A 17322-nucleotide genomic window follows, 5' to 3' on the forward strand; every position below is an offset into this window, starting at 1 on the left:
CTGTTCCGAAGAAATTCGAAGCCAGTCGAAGACCGCTGCTTTTTTTGGCGAAGCCCGGATTCTGCTATTTCGAAAGGCTGATCGCGTATGAGGCACATCCCTGGATAAACGTGATTTTTTTGAATGTTTGTCCCGCGAATTATTCGCTTGTGGGCGTTGGTGGGGAGGGGAAAAATTCCATCCATGCACCTTTGGCATGTCGCCGATAGCCAAAGGCAATGCGTTTTCGCACCACGACATTCAGGAGACGACCATGCGACTCGACCGCAATTTCGCTAACGGACGGTTCATCGAACCGGCTGCCGATTCCGCTAGCAGCGAGCTCATCGCCGTCTACAACCCGGCCACCGAGGCCGTGATTGCTCACGTGACGGGCGCGACCCAGGCGGAAGCCATCGCCGCCGTGGACGCCGCCGCCGTCGCGCAGAAAAGCTGGCGCAAGCTGCCGTCCGCCGAGCGTGCCACCTATCTGCACAAGCTTGCCGAGGCGCTGACCGACTGCGCGCCCGCCATCGGCGCAGCGCTCGCGCTGGAGTCGGGCAAGAGCGTCGCCGACGCCACCAACGAGGCCATCTACGCCGGCCAGATCACGCGTTATCACGCCGAGTGGGCGCGGCGTATCGAAGGCGAAGTGATTCCGAGCGACACGCCCGACGAAAACCTCGTGCTGCATCGCGAGCCGATCGGCGTGGTGGCCTGTCTGATTCCGTTCAATTACCCCGTCTACACGTTCATGCGCAAAGTGGCGCCGGCGCTGATCGCCGGTAACACAGTCGTCGTGCGTCCGAGCAACAACACGCCGACCTCCGCATTCGAAATCGCCAGGGCGGTCGAGAAAGCCGGCTTACCCGCAGGCGTCGTCAACATTCTCGCGATGAATCACGCTACCGCCGAAGCGCTTTGCACGCATCCCAAGGTCGGCATGATTACGCTGACGGGTAGCGTTGGCGCCGGTCGCAAGGTGCTCGACTACTGCAAGGCGAACATCGCCAAGCCGTCGCTCGAACTGGGCGGCAAGACGCCCGCGATCATCGAGGCCGACGCCGATCTGGAGAAGGCCGCGCGCGACCTGGTGGCGTCCAAAACCACGCACTGCGGCCAGTTGTGCACGGCGATCGAACGTGTGTACGTGCAGGAAAGCGTGCATGACCGCTTCGTCGCGCTGCTCAGGCAGCACATGAGCGCAGTCGAATTCGGCGACCGCAGCGAACAACCCTCGCTGATGGGGCCGCTCGTCAACGAAGCTTCGCGCCAATCGATTCACGCGATGGTCGAGCGCGCCGTTGCAGAAGGCGCCAGGCTCGAAACCGGCGGCAAGCTGCCCACGGGTGACGGCAAGGGCTTTTTCTATCCGGCCACGTTGCTGTCGAACTGCGGTCAGGACATGGAAATCATCCAGGAAGAAACCTTCGGTCCGATCATGCCGGTCGTCAAATACCGCACGCTGGACGAAGCACTGGAAATGGCCAATGACCACCAGTTCGGTTTGTCGTCGGTGCTGTACACGGAGAACTATCGCGCGGCGATGAAAGTCGCCAACGGTATCGAAGCAGGCGAGTTGTATGTGAACCGTACGCCGGCCGATCCGTATCAAGGTTTTCACGCCGGCTGGAAGCGTTCCGGCCTCGGCGGCGACGACGGCAAACACGGCATGCTCGAATTCACCCAGACCCGCCTCGTGGTCATGAAGTACTGAAGCTGAATCGGCGCGCGTCGTCCTGAATGATCGATCCAGGAGGCGCGCGTCTTTTTTAAAACCGCAGTTCGTCACCCTGTAAAACCGCAGCGAACACGCTGCCAACCCATAACAAAACATATTGGAGACCCGGCGGTCCGGCAGACCGGCGCTGTGTCTCCCAGGAGCGCATTCGTGTCATCCCAACCCGTCCAAAGCACTCAGGCTTCGCTCGCGTCCAGCGACGCCGAAGCCGCCTTGCAAAACAGCAAGACGCAACGCTATATCCAGCTGGTGCTGCTGGTCATCGCAGCCGGCGCCATCTATCCGATTCTGTATCTGCGGCAGGTGTATCAGCCGACGATGCTCGAAGTGTTCCACATCACCGATAGCCAGCTGGGCTATCTATATTCGTCGCTGGGCACGATTTTTCTGCTGAGTTACCTGCCGAGCGGCTGGCTCGCGGACCGCATCGCACCGCGTCTGCTGATCTGCTTTTCGTTGATCGCCACCGGCGCGCTTGGGCTGGTCTATTCGACCGCGCCGTCGTTCAACGTGTTGATGCTGATTTTCGGCGGCTGGGGCCTGTCGACGGGTTTGACCTTCTGGGCCGCCGTCATCAAGCGCGTGACGATGATCGCCGGCGCTCACGAGCAAGGCCGTTTCTTCGGTTTGCTCGACGGCGGCCGCGGTCTGATCGAAGCGATGCTCGCCACGATCGCGATCACGTTGTTCGCCTGGGTCACGCAGACGAAGGGGGAAACGGTCGCGGCCGGCTTCAGGCTGGTCGTCTACCTGTACGCGTTTCTTTGCATTGCGTTGGGCGTCGTGCTCGCGCTCGTCAAAGACCCGCAAGGCACCCAGGATGCCGCCGCCAATCGCGCCGCGCGCAAACGCAACAACGTGCTCGTCGATCTGAAAACGCTCGCGAAGATTCCCGAGTTGTGGCTCGTCGCCGCGATCGTGTTCTGCGGCTATCAGGTGTTCTGGGCAACCTACAGTTTCTCCGCCTATCTGCACGAAGGCGAGATCGGTCTGACGGTCGTGATGGCCGGCACGATCACCACACTCAAGCTGTGGATGCGTCCGATCGGCGGCATCGGCGGCGGTTTTCTCGGCGACCGTTACTCGAAGGTCTCGGTGCTCGTGATCGCGTTGTTTCTCGCGGCGATCTCCCTGCTGGGTCTGATGGCCGCGCCGCTTATCTCGAGCCACGTGCTGCTGGTGTTCCTTGTGCTCTTCATCGGCATTCTGACGTACGCGATTCGCGGCCTGTACTGGTCGCTGCTCGATCGCTGCAACATTCCGGTCACCACGATGGGCCTCGCCATCGGCCTCATCTCCGTGCTGGGTTATTCGCCGGACGTGTTCCTGCCGCTCATCAACGGCTATCTGACGCAGACGTTCCCGGGCGTCTTCGGTTATCAACTGTATTTCGGCTATGTCGCCGCCATGGCGGCGCTCGGCGGTTTCGCCGGGCTTGCGCTGAAAAACATGCTCAACAGGAAAGAGGGTGCGTAAATGAAAGTTGTCTCGCTCGAAACGCATATCGTCGCCGTACCGCCGCCGCACGTGGGCGGCATGTACTGGATCTTCGTCAAGCTCAAGACCGATTGCGGGATTGAAGGTGTCGGCGAAATCTATTCCGCGACGTTCCATCCGAAAGCGATGACGCCCATCATCGACGATGTGTTTGGCCGTTATCTGCTCGATCACGATCCGCATCACGTCGAGCGGCTTTGGCGCGAAGCGTATTCGAGCGGTTTCACGCAACGCCCCGATCTGACGATGATGGGCGTCGTCAGCGGTCTGGAAATGGCGTGCTGGGACATCATCGGCAAGGCGGCCAACAAGCCCGTGTACGAGTTGCTGGGCGGCATGGTGAACCGGCGTCTGCGTTCGTACACGTACCTGTATCCGAAGAACAGCCGCGGCGAGTACGACTACGACGATCCCGATCTTGCGGCCGAGTGTGCAGTCGAGAACGTCGAGCGCGGCTTCACCGCCGTCAAGTTCGATCCGGCGGGTCCGTACACCGCTTATTCGGGTCATCAACTGTCGATGGAAGTGCTGGACCGCTGCGAGACCTTCTGCCGCCGCGTGCGCGAAGCCGTCGGCAGCAAAGCGGATCTGCTGTTCGGCACGCATGGTCAGATGGTGCCGTCCTCTGCGATCCGGCTCGCCAAACGCCTCGAAAAATACGATCCGCTGTGGTTCGAGGAACCGGTGCCGCCGGGTCAGGAAGGCGCGATGGCGCAGGTCGCCCGGCATACCAGCATTCCGATCGCGGCAGGCGAGCGTCTCACCACCAAGTACGAATTCTCCAAGCTGCTCGAAGCGGGCGCCGCGTCGATTCTGCAATTGAACGTGGCGCGCGTGGGTGGCCTGCTCGAAGCGAAGAAGGTGGCAACGCTGGCCGAGGTGTATTACGCACAGATCGCGCCGCACCTTTACAACGGACCGATTGGCGCGGCGGCCAGCATTCAGCTCGCCACCTGCACGCCGAATTTTCTGATTCAGGAAAGCATCGGCACGTGGGACGGTTTCCATGCGGCTGTGCTGAAGAAGCCGATTCAATGGGAAGACGGCTACATCATTCCGTCGCAGGAACCGGGTCTCGGCGTCGAGTTGAATATGGACGTGGTCAAGGCGCATACGCCGTACACAGGCGAGCGTCTGCATCTGCAAATGGCTTCACAGCCTGTCGACGTGAAAGATCTCGCGCCGGCCAAAGGTTGAGCCAGGTTCGAACCCGGTGTGACTCTGGCTTAAAGTATTCAATGGATTGAGCGCCGTCTGGCGACATAGAGCATGAACTACGATTACATCATTGTCGGCGCGGGATCGGCGGGCTGCATTCTCGCCAACCGCTTGTCCGCGTCGGGCCAATACTCGGTGCTGCTGCTTGAAGCGGGCGGCAAGGACAGCTCGTTCTGGTTCAGGATTCCGGTGGGTTTCACCAAGACGTACTACAACGAAACCTACAACTGGATGTATTACAGCGAACCGGAAAAGGAACTCGACAACCGGCCGATCTATTGTCCGCGCGGCAAGGTGCAGGGCGGCTCGGGCTCGATCAACGCGATGATCTATGTGCGCGGTCAGCCGCACGACTTCGACGATTGGGCGGCGGCCGGCAACGCGGGTTGGACGTTTCGCGACGTGTTGCCGTATTTCCGCAAGCTCGAATCGCATCCGCTCGGCAACACGGAATATCACGGTGCAGACGGCCCGATCCGCATCTCGCCGATGAAAGACGATGTGCATCCGATCTGTCACGTGTTCCTGCGCGGCTGTGAGCAGGCCGGCTACCAACGCAGCGACGACTTTAACGGCGCGCAATTCGAAGGCGCGGGCATCTACGACGTGAACACGCGTAACGGCCAGCGTTCGTCCAGCAGTTTCGAGTATCTGCATCCGGTGCTGACCCGCAAGAACCTGACGGTGGAGCGCGACGTGTTGGCGAGCCGTGTGCTGTTCGACGGCAATCAGCGCGCGATCGGCGTGAGCGTCACGCAAAACGGCGCGACGCGGCAATTTATGGCGAACCGGGAAGTGATTCTCTCGGCGGGCGCCGTGGATTCGCCGAAGTTGCTGCAACTGTCGGGCGTGGGCGATAGCGCGCTGCTGGCAAAGCATCGCATCGCGACGGTCAAGGAACTGCCCGCGGTCGGTCAAAACCTGCAAGACCATCTGTGCGTGAGCTTCTACTATCGCGCGAACATCAGGACGCTGAACGACGAGATGCGTCCGCTGCTCGGCAAGCTCAAGCTCGGTCTGCAATACATTTTCACGCGCAAGGGACCGCTCGCGATGAGCGTGAACCAGTCGGGTGGCTTTTTCAAGGGCAGCGAGCGCGAAGCGCAGCCGAATCTGCAGTTGTACTTCAATCCGCTGTCGTACCGGATTCCGAAGAGCAGCAAGGCGAATCTCGAGCCGGAACCGTATTCGGGCTTCTTGCTGGCCTTCAATCCGTGCCGCCCGACCAGTCGTGGTTCGATCGAAATCGCGTCGAATCGTGCCGAAGACGCGGCGACGATTCGCATCAACGCGCTGACCACGGAAAAGGATATCGACGAGGTCATCCAGGGCTGCGAACTGGTTCGCAAGGTGATGGCCGCGCCGGCGCTGCAGGCCATTACCGTCGAGGAAATTTCGCCGGGGCCGCAGGTGAATACGCGCGAAGGGTTCCTGCAGTACTTCCGCGAGCAGTCGGGTTCGATCTATCACCTGTGCGGCTCGTGCGCGATGGGCGATGATCCGCGCAGCTCGGTGGTCGACGCGCGCTTGCGCGTGCATGGTATCGCTGGCTTGCGCGTGGTCGATGCGTCGATTTTCCCGAACATCACCTCGGGCAATATCAATGCACCGACGATGATGGTGGCCGAGAAGGGCGCCGAGATGATTCTCGAAGATGCCGCGCGTGAAGCTGCGCATCGTCCGCAGGCGGCGGAACTGGCTGCGGCGGCTTGACGGGAAGAGAGGCGCGGTCCAGGGCGCGGTGACCTAGCTCCGATCGCCCAACGGCACCGATTCCGACGAATCGATCGCGCGTTCGCTCAGCCAGATTTCCTGCTGCAGCCAGTCGCGGAATAGCGCGACGTGAGGCAGATCGTCCTGTTCCGCGCGCGTGACGAGCCAGTACGACTGATGTCCGTCCACGTGCACGTTGAGCACTTGCACGAGTTGGCCCTCCGCCAGTTCGCGGGCGATCATGTGACGGTCGGCGATGGTCACACCGAGCCCGTCGATCGCCGCGCTGATCGCGTGATCCAGCAGATCGAATTCGTAGCCGCCGCGTGTGTCGACGTTGTCGATACCGGCAGCCTTGAGCCAGTGTTGCCAGGTGAGGTAACGCTGATCGGCGCTGGCGAGCACGTGCAGCAGCGTGAACTGATTCAGGTCGATCGCGGCGCGGCCGGACTGCCGGGCCAGCAGGCTGGGGGCGCAGACGGCGATATGCCGCTCGTTCATCAGCAGACGGTTGTCGAAACCTTCCCATTCGCCGTTGCCGAAACGGATGGCGCAATCGAGCACGCCGGATTCGGCGAGGTTGTCGTCGACGCGGGTCGACAGGCTGAGTTCGAGATGCGGATGGGCGTCGCGCAGGCGCCCGAGACGCGGCATCAGCCAGCGGCTGGTGAAAGTGGGAGGCGCGTTGATGCGCAGACGGTTGCGGTGGGTTTTTTCCTGCAGGCTGCGTACGGTGAGTTCGATGCGGTCGAACGACTGTTGCAGCGCTTGCAGAAGCATGCGGCCGGCGGCCGACAGTTCCAGATGATGGTGGTGGCGTTGCAGAAGGGTTTCGCCGAGTTGCGACTCGAGTTGGCGGACTTGTCGGCTGACGGCGCTTTGCGTGACGTTTAGCAGTTCCGCTGCGCGGGTGAAACTGCCCGTGCGGCCGGCGACTTCAAAGGCTTTTAGCGCGTTTAGCGCGGGCATTTTGCGTTTCAAGGTTTTTGGGGGGCGGTTTTGGGTGTGGGGTTATTTTAGCTGGCGGTGGCGGTGCACTTTGTTTCGAATTCGACCAGAACCCAAACCACCCAGCCAGAAAAACAAAACCCCTAATCCGCCAACCTCTTATCCGCCAAAGCCCGCTGGCAATCCTCGAAAACCTGCTTGAAAAGCCGCCCCTGCGGATCGATCTCATCCGTGCCGAGAATCTCCTCCACCGCGTCGCGCGCCCAATCCGCCTCGACGAACCGCGCATGCCGTCGCGCAATTTCCACCGCCGTCGCCGACAGCTTCGCGATGCTCAGCCAATCCGCCTCCCGCGATCTGCGATCGAGCCACTTATGCGCGCTCTGCACATGAAACGCGGCATCGGGCCAATCCTCATTCAGGTAATAAGCGCCAAGACTTCCGCATGTGAGCCAGCACAACAGCTCCAGACGGTCCCGTGGACTCAGATGATGGCGTACATCACTCATGGCGACGCTCGCTGCTGAAATTGCAATTCCGGTGAGAAGGGCATGCCGCCATCCTCCGCTTTCGTCAACAATATCACGCAGAATTCAACAGCGGCAATTCCTGACCTACCCTGGCGCGCCAGCGCCACATCCGGCCGCAACCCGCCTGGGCAGGCCGCGCGCCAGCACGCCTCCTTAACGCGTCGCGACGATAAAAAGCCGCGGAAACGGCAGCAACACCGTGCCGTCGGCGAGCGCCGGATAAGCCCGCGCAATCGCGTCCCGGTAACGCTGCAAAAAGGCCGCCTGGCCAGCGTCGTCGAGCTCGGCAAGGAAGGGGCGAAGCGAGCTGCCCTTGAACCATTCCACCACCGCGTCCGCACCGCCCGCCAGCGGGTGATGGTAAACCGTGCGCCACACGTCGACCCGTGCACACTGCGGCTCGAGCAACGCGTAATACCACTCGGCACCGTAGCGCATGGTGCGCTCCACGCCCGCGAGTCTGGGCGCCCAGGGGCCGTCGGCGGCGATCTCACGCAGAACGCGATGCGCCGGTTCGTCCAGGTTATCCGGCATTTGCACGGCAAGACTGCCGCCCGGCGCCAGTTTCTTCACGAGCGACGCAAACAGCCGCTCGTGGTCAGGCACCCATTGCAGCACGGCATTGGCAAGGATCAGGTCGTACGGTCCCGGCGCCTGCCACGTCGAAATATCGACGACGTCGAACCGGAACTGCGGCAGCCGTTGGCGCGCGGCGGCGATCATGTCGGGCGAGTTGTCGAGACCGCTCACCGCCGCGCCCGGCAGGCGCGCGGCGAGCGCCTCGGTGGAGTTGCCGGGCCCGCAGCCGATGTCGACCGCGACCCGCACGTCCGTGGCCGGCACGGCGGCCAGCAGGTCCCGCACCGGTCGCGTGCGCTCGTTTTCGAACATCGCATATTGCTTTGCGTGCCAATCCGTCGTCAATTTCATGGGTTCCTCCTGTGTGTCCAATGGACGAACCGATGTTTTTCAATCGGTTCAATCCGTTGATTCTCGGCCGCACCGACGGCGGAGTAAAATGAATTTATCATTCCGATTCCTTCATTTTTCCAATGAAAATCGACACCCTTGGCGTTCAGGCATTCGTCGCGATTGCGGATCGAGGCAGTTTTCAGGGCGCGGCCGACGCGCTGCACGTCACCCAAACCGCCATCACGCAGCGGCTGCGCAAGCTCGAAAGCTTTCTCGGCGTCACGCTGATCGAACGAACCACCCGCTCGATGTCACTGACTGAAATTGGCCGCAGTTTTTTGCCGCAGGCGCGTCGCTTGCTGGGCGAACTCGCCGACGCGCTGATGGAAATCCGCGAGACTGGCGTGGCGCGTCGCGGCGATGTGTCGATTGCCTGCGTGCCGACCGTCGGCGTGCAGTATCTGCCGCGCATTCTGCAGGCGTATTCATCGCGTTATCCGCATAACCGCATCAAGATTCTCGATCACGCGTCGTCGGCGGTGGAGCAGGCCGTGCTGCGCCGGGAGGTGGAGTTCGGCATCAACATCGCACGCGACCGTCATCCGGAACTGGACAGCGTGCCGCTCACGGAAGACCGCTACGTGTTGATCTGCCATGAAGCGCATCCGCTGGCGAAACGGCGGCGCATCGCGTGGGCGCAGTTGCAGTCCTACCCGCTGATTTTTGCGGGCGAAGTGAGCGGCAACCGGGCCTTGCTGGACGTCGCGCTGCAAACCAGCGAACTGGCGTTGCGCTCGTTCTACGAAGTCCAGCGCAGCTCGACGGCCGTGGGACTCGTCGCGCAAGGCGTGGGCGCGGCCGTGGTGCCCGCCCTCGCGTTGCAGAAGGGCGCCTATCCGACGGTGCGCACGATCGAGTTGACCCATCCGGTCGTGTCGCGCACCCTCGTGCTGGTGGCGCGCAAGACCGCGCAGTTGTCGCCGGCCGCGCAGGCGCTCTACGACATGATCCTCGATCAGGCGACCCTGAAAACCTGACGCGCCGGCTCAAGAAAAATCGGTCGAACGCGACAGCGTCTCCCAGTCATCCATCTCCGCGCGCAGCGCGGTCAACCGGCTTGCCACGAGGTCGAACGCGTCGTTGCCCAGCAGCAGATGCACCGGCGGATTCCCAGCTTCGACCACTTGCAGGAGCGCCTGTGCGGCTTTCTGCGGGTCGCCCGCCTGCTGACCGCTTTTCGCCTCGCGCGCCGCGCGAACCGGATCGAACAGGCGGTCATAGTCGGCGATGCTGCGTCCCGCACGGACCATCGAGCGGCCAGCCCAGTCCGTGCGGAACGAGCCTGGCGCGACCGCCGTCACCTTGATACCGAATCCGGCAACTTCTTTCGCAAGCGTGTCGGTGATGCCTTCGAGGGCGAACTTGCTGCCGCAGTAGTACGCGATGCCGGGCATCGTGATGAAGCCGCCCATCGACGTAATGTTGACGATGTGCCCCGAGCGGCGTTCGCGCATGGCGGGCAGCACGGCCTTGATCATGGCAACCGCGCCGAACACGTTGACGTCGAACTGACGGCGCAGATCGTCGAGCGGCGACTCTTCGAGCGTGCCTTCGTGTCCGTAGCCCGCGTTATTCACGAGCACGTCGATCGGCCCGGCAAGCGCGGTCATGCGCGCGACGGCCGGCGCGATCGCATCGAACTGCGTCACATCGAGAATGACGGCGTGGGCCCGTTCGGCGGACAGTGCATCGAACGCCTCGCGCGCCGCGGCGTCGCGCACGGTGCCGATGACCGTATGCCCCGCATTGAGCGCGGCCTCGGCGAACGCACGGCCAAAACCGGAACTGACGCCGGTGATCAGAAATGTTTTGCTCATGATGAATGGCTCCTTGATTTCGGCCATCGAGCGAAGCACTTTCGGGCGAAAGCGCACCTGGTCGACAGCGTCTGGGACAAGGCTGTATGTTAGAAGCGGCAGGGCGCGGCGCGAATGCCGGTTCGTCTGGCTTGTTTGCCTGATCCTATGAACGCGTGGCTTTTTGGGCGCGCCGGTGGCACATTGCAGACTGACCGATCGACTGGCAAAGGCGGCAGGAGCCGAATTGACACGCAAACACATTGATCCGGCGATACAGCAGCGCATGGTGACGCTGCTGCAAGCGCTCGCGCCGCTGGAAGGCTACAACCTCACCGTCCTTCCCGACGTGCGGTTACTGCGCTCGAACCGGCCGCTCAGCCGCACGCCGGTGCTGTACGATCCCGGCATCGTGATCGTGTGCCAGGGACGCAAGCGCGGTTTTCTCGGCGACACGGTGTACGTCTACGACGCGCAGCATTACCTGGCGGTCTCGGTACCCGTGCCGTTTTCGATGGAAACCGAAGCGAGCGCGGCCAAACCTTTGCTCGCGATTTATTTCCGGCTCGATTTCAAGGTCGCAGCCGATTTGCTGCTACAACTCGACGAACGCGAGAGCACAGTGCCGGCGAGGCCGCACGGCATGATGTCGTCGCCGCTCGGCGGCAGGTTGAGCGCATCGGTACTGCGTTTTCTCGAAGCCATGCAGACGCCATTGGAAGCAGAACTGCTCGGGCCGGCCCTCGTGCGCGAAATCTATTTTCACGTGCTGACCGGCGAGCAGGGTGGCTCGCTGCGCGCCGCGCTCACGGCGCAGGGTCAATTCGCCCGCATCGCCAGGGTCATTCGCAAGATTCACGCGTGCTACCGCGAACCGCTGGATGTGGAGCAACTCGCGCTCGAGGCGAGCATGAGCGTGCCCAGCTTCCATTCGCACTTCAAGACGGTCACGAGCACATCGCCGATGCAGTATCTGAAGTCGACGCGGCTCCATCAGGCGCGTCTGCTGATGGTCCGCAACGAAGTCACGGCGGCGCTCGCCTGTGTGCAGGTCGGCTATGAGAGCGCGTCGCAATTCAGCCGCGAGTTCAAGCGTCTGTTCGGGCGCAGTCCGGTCGAAGAGGCAGAGCGGATGCGCAAGACCTTCGCCGTGCCGCCGCCCGCACCGGGTTCGATTTTCGTCGCATCACATTGAGCCGGCTGGACCGGCAACCCCGGTGCGAATTGTCCATGTCGAACAGAACGAAGCGCCGTTACGCTAACGTCCATGCTACAGATACTCGGCAAGACCACCTCGATCAACGTTCGCAAAGTCCTCTGGATGGCGACGGAGCTCGGCCTCGCGTTCGAACAGCAAGACTGGGGCAGCGGCTTTCGCTCGACCGAAGCGCCGGAATTCGTCGCGTTGAATCCGAATGCCATGGTGCCCGTCATCAAGGACGGCGAGTTCGTGCTGTGGGAGTCCAATTCGATCATCCGCTACCTGGCGGGACGTTATGACGGCGCATTCCTGTATCCGTCCGATCCCTGCGAACGCGCGCGATGCGATCAATGGATCGACTGGCAGGCGAGCGAGTTGAATCGCTCCTGGAGCTATGCTTTCCTCGCGCTCGTGCGGCGCTCCGCGGCGCATCAGGACTCGCGGCAGATCGAGCTGTCATGCGCAAACTGGACGAAGCATATGGCGATCGTCGAGCGCCAACTCGAAAAGACGGGCGCGTTCATCGCCGGGCGCGCGTTTTCGCTCGCGGATATTCCGATCGCGCTGTCGATCAACCGTTGGCTGGAAACGCCGCTGGCGCACGCGGAGTTCGCCGCGCTCACGGCTTACATGGAACGCCTCGCGCCGCGCCAGGGCTTTCGCGAATATTGTCGCAACGGCACGCCCTGAGCTTTCAAATTCCCTTCGAAATGCCTGCGAATTGACGTGCGAGGTTCGTATCTGCGTGCCATTACCCAAGTCACCTACAATGAGCGCTTTTGCGACATGAATTGAAGGCTTCGACGATGCGGTTATCGACCTATGCGCTGGCTTTGCTGACAGCCTGTTTCACTCTCAACGCGAACGCCGAGATGACGGCCTCGCAATACAAGCTTTGGGCCCATACCGACAACAACTCGGTCTATGCAGCCTACATTACGGGCACGATCAACGCGCTCGGGTGGGCCAACGGCGACCTGGTGTCGAAGAATCGCCCGGCGCTGTTCTGCCCGCCGAAAGACCTCGCGATCGGCAATCAGAACGTGTACCCCTTGCTCGACCGGTTCTTCGCCAGCCATCCCAGCATTTCGGACGACTTCCCCATCGGCCTTGCGATTCTTCGCTCGCTGCAGGGCGCATTTCCCTGCTGATCGCCAGTCGTCGTCCTGCCATGCCTAAATCGGCCGCCACCCAGCGTCTCAAACCCCGCAAAGCACCGGTTCAACGGCGTTCGGCGCAAACCGTCGAAGCCGTGCTCGAAGCGGCAGCGCAAATTCTCGAGACGCAAGGATTCGAAGGTTATACGACCAATGCGGTCGCGGAGCGCGCGGGAGCGAGTATCGGCTCGCTCTATCAATACTTTCCGAATCGCGATGCGTTGACGGTCGCGCTGATCGAGCGCGAGACCGGGCCGTTGCTGGCGGACATCGAGGCCGCCGCGCTGCTGGAGGGTTCGCGCGACTGCGTGCGGGCGCTCGTGCGCGCGGCAGTCGCGCATCAGATGCGCAGGCCGGAACTGGCGCGCCTGATCGATTTTGAGGAACGTCGCTTGCCGGTCGACGAGCGCGACCAGCGGCTCGGCGATCGTCTCTATGCGGTGCTGATGGAGGCGCTGACGGTCAAGCCGCAAGCGCCTGAACTGGATGACGCGAGCGAGGTCGCACTCGATCTGCTGGCGATCGTGCGCGGCATGGTCGACGACGCGGGCGAGCGTGCCGAACAGGATGCCGCGGCGCTGGAAGTGCGCGTGATGCGCGCGGTGGATGGCTATGTCTCGCTATCGCGGCGCGACAGCGGTGAGCGCGGCGCCGCGTAAAGCACGCAGCGCCGCCGTGACTTACATCTGCACGAGCTTCGGAATCTGCACGTCCGGATTGACGTCGGCCTCGTAGTCCACGCCGGCGATCTCAAAGCCGAACAGGCGCAGGAAGTCGGTCTTGTAGCCGCTGAAGTCGGTGAGTTCGTAGATATTCTCGTTGGTCACCTGATTCCACAGCGCCTGAACGCGTTCCTGCACTTCCGGGTCGAGTTCCTTGTAGTCGGCGCGCAGACGGCCTTCGTCGTCGAGATGCGGCGCCGTGCCGTACAGGCTGTCCTTGTACAGACCGTAGACCTGTTCGATGCAGCCCTCGTGCGTGCCTTTCTCCTTCATCACCTTGAAGAGCAGCGACAGATACAGCGGCATCATCGGAATCGCCGAACTGGCTTGGGTGACGACCGCCTTGAGCACGGAGACGCGCGCGTCGCCGCCCTTGGCCGCCAGCTTCCCGCGAATGCCGAGCACCTTCTGGTCGAGATCCTTCTTGGCCGCGCCGATCGAACCGTTCCAGTAGATGTCGTGGGTGATCTTTTCACCGAGGTAGGTGAAGGCGGTGGTCTTCGCGCCGTCGGCCAGCACGCCGGCTTCGAGCAGGGCATCGATCCACATCTGCCAGTCTTCACCGCCCATTACCGCGACGGTGTCGTCGATCTCTTGCTGCGTGGCAGGTTCGAGCACCGTTTCCTTGATGACTTCCTTATCTGTATCGATGCCGCGCAGTTTGACGGACTGGCCGATCGGCTTGAGCGTCGAACTGAACACCTGACCGGTTTTCGGATGCGTGCGCTTGGGCGAGGCGAGGCTGTAGACCACCAGATCGACCTGGCCGAGATCGCGCTTGATGACCTCGATGGTGCGTGCCTTGACTGCGTCGGAGAAAGCGTCGCCGTTGATGCTGGTCGCGTACAGGCCCTTTTCCGAGGCGAATTTCTCGAACGCGGCGGTGTTGTACCAGCCGGCCGTGCCGGCCTTGGTCTCGCTGCCCGCGCGCTCGAAGAACACACCGAGCGTGGCGGCGTCGGAGCCGAAGGCCGCGCTGATGCGGGCGGCCAGGCCGTAGCCCGTGGATGCGCCGATCACGAGCACCTTCTTCGGGCCGTTGGCGATGGGACCGCGTGCCTTGACGTAGTCGATCTGTTCCTTGACGTTGGCTTCGCAGCCGGTCGGATGGGTCGATACACAAATGAAGCCACGCACGCGCGGTTTGATGATCATGAAGCACCTCTTGTCGGAATTGCCGACATTATAGTGGCCCTCGGCGGCTTGCCCATGCAGCCGGTCGTTTCAGGCGCGCGCGGCGCAAAAATCGGTCGGCGCCGCGCGTCTTGGTAGGATTGCGCCTTTCCAAGCAGACGGTAAGCCAGTGTGAAGCGCCTGATCGACTTTTTCCTGCAGACCCTCGAGAAGGGCCTGACTCTCGCGAATCCGCGTATCGCCCAGGCCTGGTGGCATTTGCGCCATCCGACGTGGCGCGGCGCCGTGAAGGCCTGCGCCGCGCTGCCGCTGCTGTTCGTGCTGTATGTGCTGATCCTGATTCCGTTCACGCCCAGCATCGGCGATATTCGCAAGGCGAAAATCGAGCAGCCGGCCCAGATTCTCTCGGCGGACGGCAAGCTGCTGGCCGAATTCAAACCCTCGAACCGCGAATGGGTGGCGCTCAAGGACATCTCGCCGAACGTAGTCGACGCACTGATCGCGACCGAAGATCACCGCTTCTACCAGCATTGGGGTCTCGACTGGCGTCGTACGGCGTCGGCCGCCCTGCATACGTTTTCCGGCGACCGCCAGGGCGGCTCGACCATCACCCAGCAGCTTGCGCGCAATCTGTATCCCGATGAGATCGGCCGTGCGCCGACGCTGACCCGCAAGCTCAAGGAGGCGATCACCGCCCTGAAGATCGAGGCGCTCTACACCAAGGACGAGATTCTCGAGACCTATCTCAACACCGTGCCGTTCCTCTATAACGCCTACGGCATCGAGATGGCCGCGCGCACCTATTTCGACAAGTCGGCCTCCGACCTGACGGTGCTCGAAAGCGCGACGCTGACCGGCATGCTCAAGGGCAACAGCTACTACAACCCGGTGATCAATCCCGAGCGGGCTTTGCAGCGCCGCAATACGGTGCTCGGGCAGATGGTCAAGTACGGCAAGCTGACGCCGGTCGCGTTCAACACGCTCAGCCGCAAGCCCTTGCGCATCGATTTCGAGCGCCAGACCGAGCCGCCCGGGCCCGCGCCGCACTTCGCGCAACAGTTGCGCAAGTGGCTCGCCGCGTGGGCCGATCGCAACGACTACAACATGTATTCCGATGGCCTCGTGGTGCGCACCACGATCGATTCGCGGTTGCAGACCATGGCCACCCAGGCCGTCACGCTGCAGGGCAACCAGCTGCAGGGGATCGCGAATTCGGCGTGGGGCGCGCGGTCGGGATGCTCGAACGGCAAGGATCTCCTGCAAACCTTCCTGCGCGAAACGCCGGACTACCGTGCGGCCAAAGATGCTGGTCTGACGGACGACGACGCGCTCAAACGCGTCTCGTCGGACCGGCGCCTCGTGCAGTCGGTCTGCGAGTCGAAGACCCGCGTGCAAGCCGATTTTCTGGCGATGGACCCGCGCAACGGCCAGATCCGCGCATGGGTCGGCAGCCGTGATTTCAGCGACGACCCGTTCGATCACGTCCAGCAGGCGCGCCGTCAGCCGGGGTCGACCTTCAAGCCGTTCGTCTACGCGGCGGCCTTCGAGTCCGGCGCGAAGCCGGCCGACACCTTTATCGACAAACCGGTGGAGATCGCACTCGCCGGTGGCGAAGTCTGGCGTCCGAACGACGAAGACGAACCGAGCGACCGTGCCATCAGCCTGCGCGACGGCCTTGCGTATTCGCGCAACCGGATCACCGCACAACTGATGGAAACGGTCGGCCCGAACAAGGTCGCGCGGCTCGCCCGCGCCATGGGCGTGCGCGACAGCGAACTCGATCCGGTGCCGTCGCTCGCGCTCGGCACGAGTCCCGTGACGTTGAAGGAAATGGTCTCCGCCTACGGCACGATCGCCAATCTCGGTGCTTACGTCGAGCCGGTGATGGTGACGCGCATCGAAAATCGCAAGGGCGAGGTGCTGGCCGAATTCGCGCCCGTGACACCGCGCCAGGAACTGCCCGCCGACGCCGACCGCATGCTCATCGACATCATGCGCGACGTGGTGAACCGGGGCACGGGCTCGACGATCCGCAGCCGCTTCGGGATACGTGGCGACGTCGCCGGGAAGACCGGCACGACTCAGGGCAACGCGGACGGCTGGTTCATCCTGATCCATCCGCAACTGGTGGCGGGCGCGTGGGTCGGGTTCAACGACAGCCGTGTGACCTTGCGTAGCGACTATTGGGGCCAGGGGGCACACAGCGCGCTGCCGATCGTCGGCGATTTTTTCCAGCGCGCGCAGCGCTCGAAGCTGGTCGACAGCCGCGTCAAGTTCGAGACGGAGCAGCAGCCGGGTTGGTTCGAAGCGCGCACAGGCAGACTGCGTGACTGGTTCGAGCACGCGTTCGAGCCCGCGCCCACGAAGACGGCCACGCCGGTGGCGACGCATGGCGCGACGCGTCGCGCGCCGACCGCACCGCCGGTCGCGACGACGCCTGCCGCGCCGTTCGCCTCGGCGTCCTCAGCGTCCTCAGCCTCGGCGACGCCTGCGGCACCGCGCGCGCTGCCGCCGCTGCTCCAGCCTTCGGGCTCCGCGCCAATGGCCGCGAGCGGGGCGGTCGATGGCGAAGCGCACGGCAACGGCGAGCCGGCGCTCGCGCCGACCCCGACCCCGGACGACGCGCCGCCGTCCGATGCGGGCAGTCCAGCGAACCTGCTGCAAGGCGGGTCGGCGAGTGGCGCAACCTCGCCCTGATTGACGGGCGCTGCCCG

15 protein-coding genes are annotated in these 17322 nt (G+C 62.9%); 10 read left to right on the forward strand and 5 right to left on the reverse strand.

Annotated features, from left to right (window positions below; genetic code table 11):
• Positions 1 to 253 precede the first annotated feature (253 nt).
• The 4 genes from aldA to FQ705_RS18590 all read left to right on the forward strand — a co-directional run bounded on the left by aldA (position 254) and on the right by FQ705_RS18590 (position 6148).
• Complete coding sequence (gene aldA / locus FQ705_RS18575) at positions 254 to 1696, forward strand: aldehyde dehydrogenase (protein ID WP_144143490.1); 1443 nt, start codon at positions 254 to 256, stop codon at positions 1694 to 1696.
• Between the two features lie 174 nt (positions 1697 to 1870).
• Positions 1871 to 3196, forward strand: a complete 1326-nt coding sequence (locus tag FQ705_RS18580) for an MFS transporter (protein WP_144143491.1) — start codon at positions 1871 to 1873, stop codon at positions 3194 to 3196.
• Positions 3197 to 4414, forward strand: a complete 1218-nt coding sequence (locus tag FQ705_RS18585) for a mandelate racemase/muconate lactonizing enzyme family protein (protein WP_144143492.1) — start codon at positions 3197 to 3199, stop codon at positions 4412 to 4414. It abuts the gene before it with no gap.
• Between the two features lie 72 nt (positions 4415 to 4486).
• The gene (locus FQ705_RS18590) at positions 4487 to 6148 is read left to right on the forward strand and encodes a GMC family oxidoreductase (protein ID WP_144143493.1); all 1662 of its coding nucleotides are present in this window, start codon (positions 4487 to 4489) and stop codon (positions 6146 to 6148) included.
• Positions 6149 to 6181: 33 nt separating this feature from the next.
• Here the strand turns inward: FQ705_RS18590 and FQ705_RS18595 are convergent, their stop codons facing one another.
• From FQ705_RS18595 to tam, 3 genes are all read right to left on the reverse strand, one after another.
• Entirely contained in the window at positions 6182 to 7117 is a 936-nt protein-coding gene (locus FQ705_RS18595) for a LysR substrate-binding domain-containing protein (protein WP_144143494.1), read from the reverse strand.
• Positions 7118 to 7239: 122 nt separating this feature from the next.
• Positions 7240 to 7605 carry a hypothetical protein gene (locus tag FQ705_RS18600; protein ID WP_144143495.1) on the reverse strand — a complete coding sequence of 122 codons (366 nt, stop codon included), beginning with the start codon at positions 7603 to 7605 and terminating at the stop codon, positions 7240 to 7242.
• A 174-nt stretch (positions 7606 to 7779) separates the two neighbouring features.
• Positions 7780 to 8556 carry a trans-aconitate 2-methyltransferase gene (gene tam, locus FQ705_RS18605; protein WP_144143496.1) on the reverse strand — a complete coding sequence of 259 codons (777 nt, stop codon included), beginning with the start codon at positions 8554 to 8556 and terminating at the stop codon, positions 7780 to 7782.
• 122 nt (positions 8557 to 8678) lie between these two features.
• Between tam and FQ705_RS18610 the strand changes: the two genes are divergently transcribed.
• On the forward strand, positions 8679 to 9575 hold the full coding sequence (locus FQ705_RS18610; protein ID WP_144143497.1) for a LysR family transcriptional regulator: 897 nt from the start codon (positions 8679 to 8681) through the stop codon (positions 9573 to 9575).
• Positions 9576 to 9584: 9 nt separating this feature from the next.
• Here FQ705_RS18610 and FQ705_RS18615 read toward each other — a convergent pair whose 3' ends face one another.
• A complete protein-coding gene (locus FQ705_RS18615; protein ID WP_144143498.1) occupies positions 9585 to 10415 on the reverse strand; it encodes an oxidoreductase in 831 nt (276 codons plus the stop codon).
• Between the two features lie 226 nt (positions 10416 to 10641).
• Between FQ705_RS18615 and FQ705_RS18620 the strand changes: the two genes are divergently transcribed.
• The 4 genes from FQ705_RS18620 to FQ705_RS18635 all read left to right on the forward strand — a co-directional run bounded on the left by FQ705_RS18620 (position 10642) and on the right by FQ705_RS18635 (position 13411).
• Entirely contained in the window at positions 10642 to 11589 is a 948-nt protein-coding gene (locus FQ705_RS18620; protein WP_144143499.1) for an AraC family transcriptional regulator, read from the forward strand.
• Positions 11590 to 11661: 72 nt separating this feature from the next.
• Complete coding sequence (locus FQ705_RS18625) at positions 11662 to 12285, forward strand: glutathione S-transferase family protein (protein WP_144143500.1); 624 nt, start codon at positions 11662 to 11664, stop codon at positions 12283 to 12285.
• Between the two features lie 116 nt (positions 12286 to 12401).
• Complete coding sequence (locus tag FQ705_RS18630; RefSeq protein ID WP_144143501.1) at positions 12402 to 12746, forward strand: hypothetical protein; 345 nt, start codon at positions 12402 to 12404, stop codon at positions 12744 to 12746.
• Positions 12747 to 12766: 20 nt separating this feature from the next.
• Positions 12767 to 13411 carry a TetR/AcrR family transcriptional regulator gene (locus FQ705_RS18635; RefSeq protein ID WP_144143502.1) on the forward strand — a complete coding sequence of 215 codons (645 nt, stop codon included), beginning with the start codon at positions 12767 to 12769 and terminating at the stop codon, positions 13409 to 13411.
• Between the two features lie 21 nt (positions 13412 to 13432).
• Here FQ705_RS18635 and fabV read toward each other — a convergent pair whose 3' ends face one another.
• Positions 13433 to 14629, reverse strand: a complete 1197-nt coding sequence (fabV, locus tag FQ705_RS18640; protein ID WP_144143503.1) for an enoyl-ACP reductase FabV — start codon at positions 14627 to 14629, stop codon at positions 13433 to 13435.
• A gap of 150 nt (positions 14630 to 14779) precedes the next feature.
• Between fabV and FQ705_RS18645 the strand changes: the two genes are divergently transcribed.
• Positions 14780 to 17305 (forward strand): penicillin-binding protein 1A, encoded by a 2526-nt coding sequence (locus FQ705_RS18645; RefSeq protein WP_144143504.1) that lies wholly within the window; start codon positions 14780 to 14782, stop codon positions 17303 to 17305.
• The last annotated feature ends 17 nt before the right edge of the window (positions 17306 to 17322 follow it).

Origin of the sequence: Paraburkholderia sp. BCC1884 (assembly GCF_900996225.1) — a bacterium.
GTDB lineage: Bacteria > Pseudomonadota > Gammaproteobacteria > Burkholderiales > Burkholderiaceae > Paraburkholderia.

What these genes read in the sequence shown, in the direction of transcription:
- aldA (WP_144143490.1), top strand. Translation starts at nt 254, where the DNA reads ATGCGACTCGACCGCAATTTCGCTAACGGACGGTTCATCGAACCGGCT.
- FQ705_RS18585 (WP_144143492.1), top strand. Translation starts at nt 3,197, where the DNA reads ATGAAAGTTGTCTCGCTCGAAACGCATATCGTCGCCGTACCGCCGCCG.
- FQ705_RS18590 (WP_144143493.1), top strand. Translation starts at nt 4,487, where the DNA reads ATGAACTACGATTACATCATTGTCGGCGCGGGATCGGCGGGCTGCATT.
- FQ705_RS18595 (WP_144143494.1), bottom strand. Translation starts at nt 7,117, where the DNA reads ATGCCCGCGCTAAACGCGCTAAAAGCCTTTGAAGTCGCCGGCCGCACG.
- FQ705_RS18600 (WP_144143495.1), bottom strand. Translation starts at nt 7,605, where the DNA reads ATGAGTGATGTACGCCATCATCTGAGTCCACGGGACCGTCTGGAGCTG.
- tam (WP_144143496.1), bottom strand. Translation starts at nt 8,556, where the DNA reads ATGAAATTGACGACGGATTGGCACGCAAAGCAATATGCGATGTTCGAA.
- FQ705_RS18610 (WP_144143497.1), top strand. Translation starts at nt 8,679, where the DNA reads ATGAAAATCGACACCCTTGGCGTTCAGGCATTCGTCGCGATTGCGGAT.
- FQ705_RS18615 (WP_144143498.1), bottom strand. Translation starts at nt 10,415, where the DNA reads ATGAGCAAAACATTTCTGATCACCGGCGTCAGTTCCGGTTTTGGCCGT.
- FQ705_RS18625 (WP_144143500.1), top strand. Translation starts at nt 11,662, where the DNA reads ATGCTACAGATACTCGGCAAGACCACCTCGATCAACGTTCGCAAAGTC.
- FQ705_RS18630 (WP_144143501.1), top strand. Translation starts at nt 12,402, where the DNA reads ATGCGGTTATCGACCTATGCGCTGGCTTTGCTGACAGCCTGTTTCACT.
- FQ705_RS18635 (WP_144143502.1), top strand. Translation starts at nt 12,767, where the DNA reads ATGCCTAAATCGGCCGCCACCCAGCGTCTCAAACCCCGCAAAGCACCG.
- fabV (WP_144143503.1), bottom strand. Translation starts at nt 14,629, where the DNA reads ATGATCATCAAACCGCGCGTGCGTGGCTTCATTTGTGTATCGACCCAT.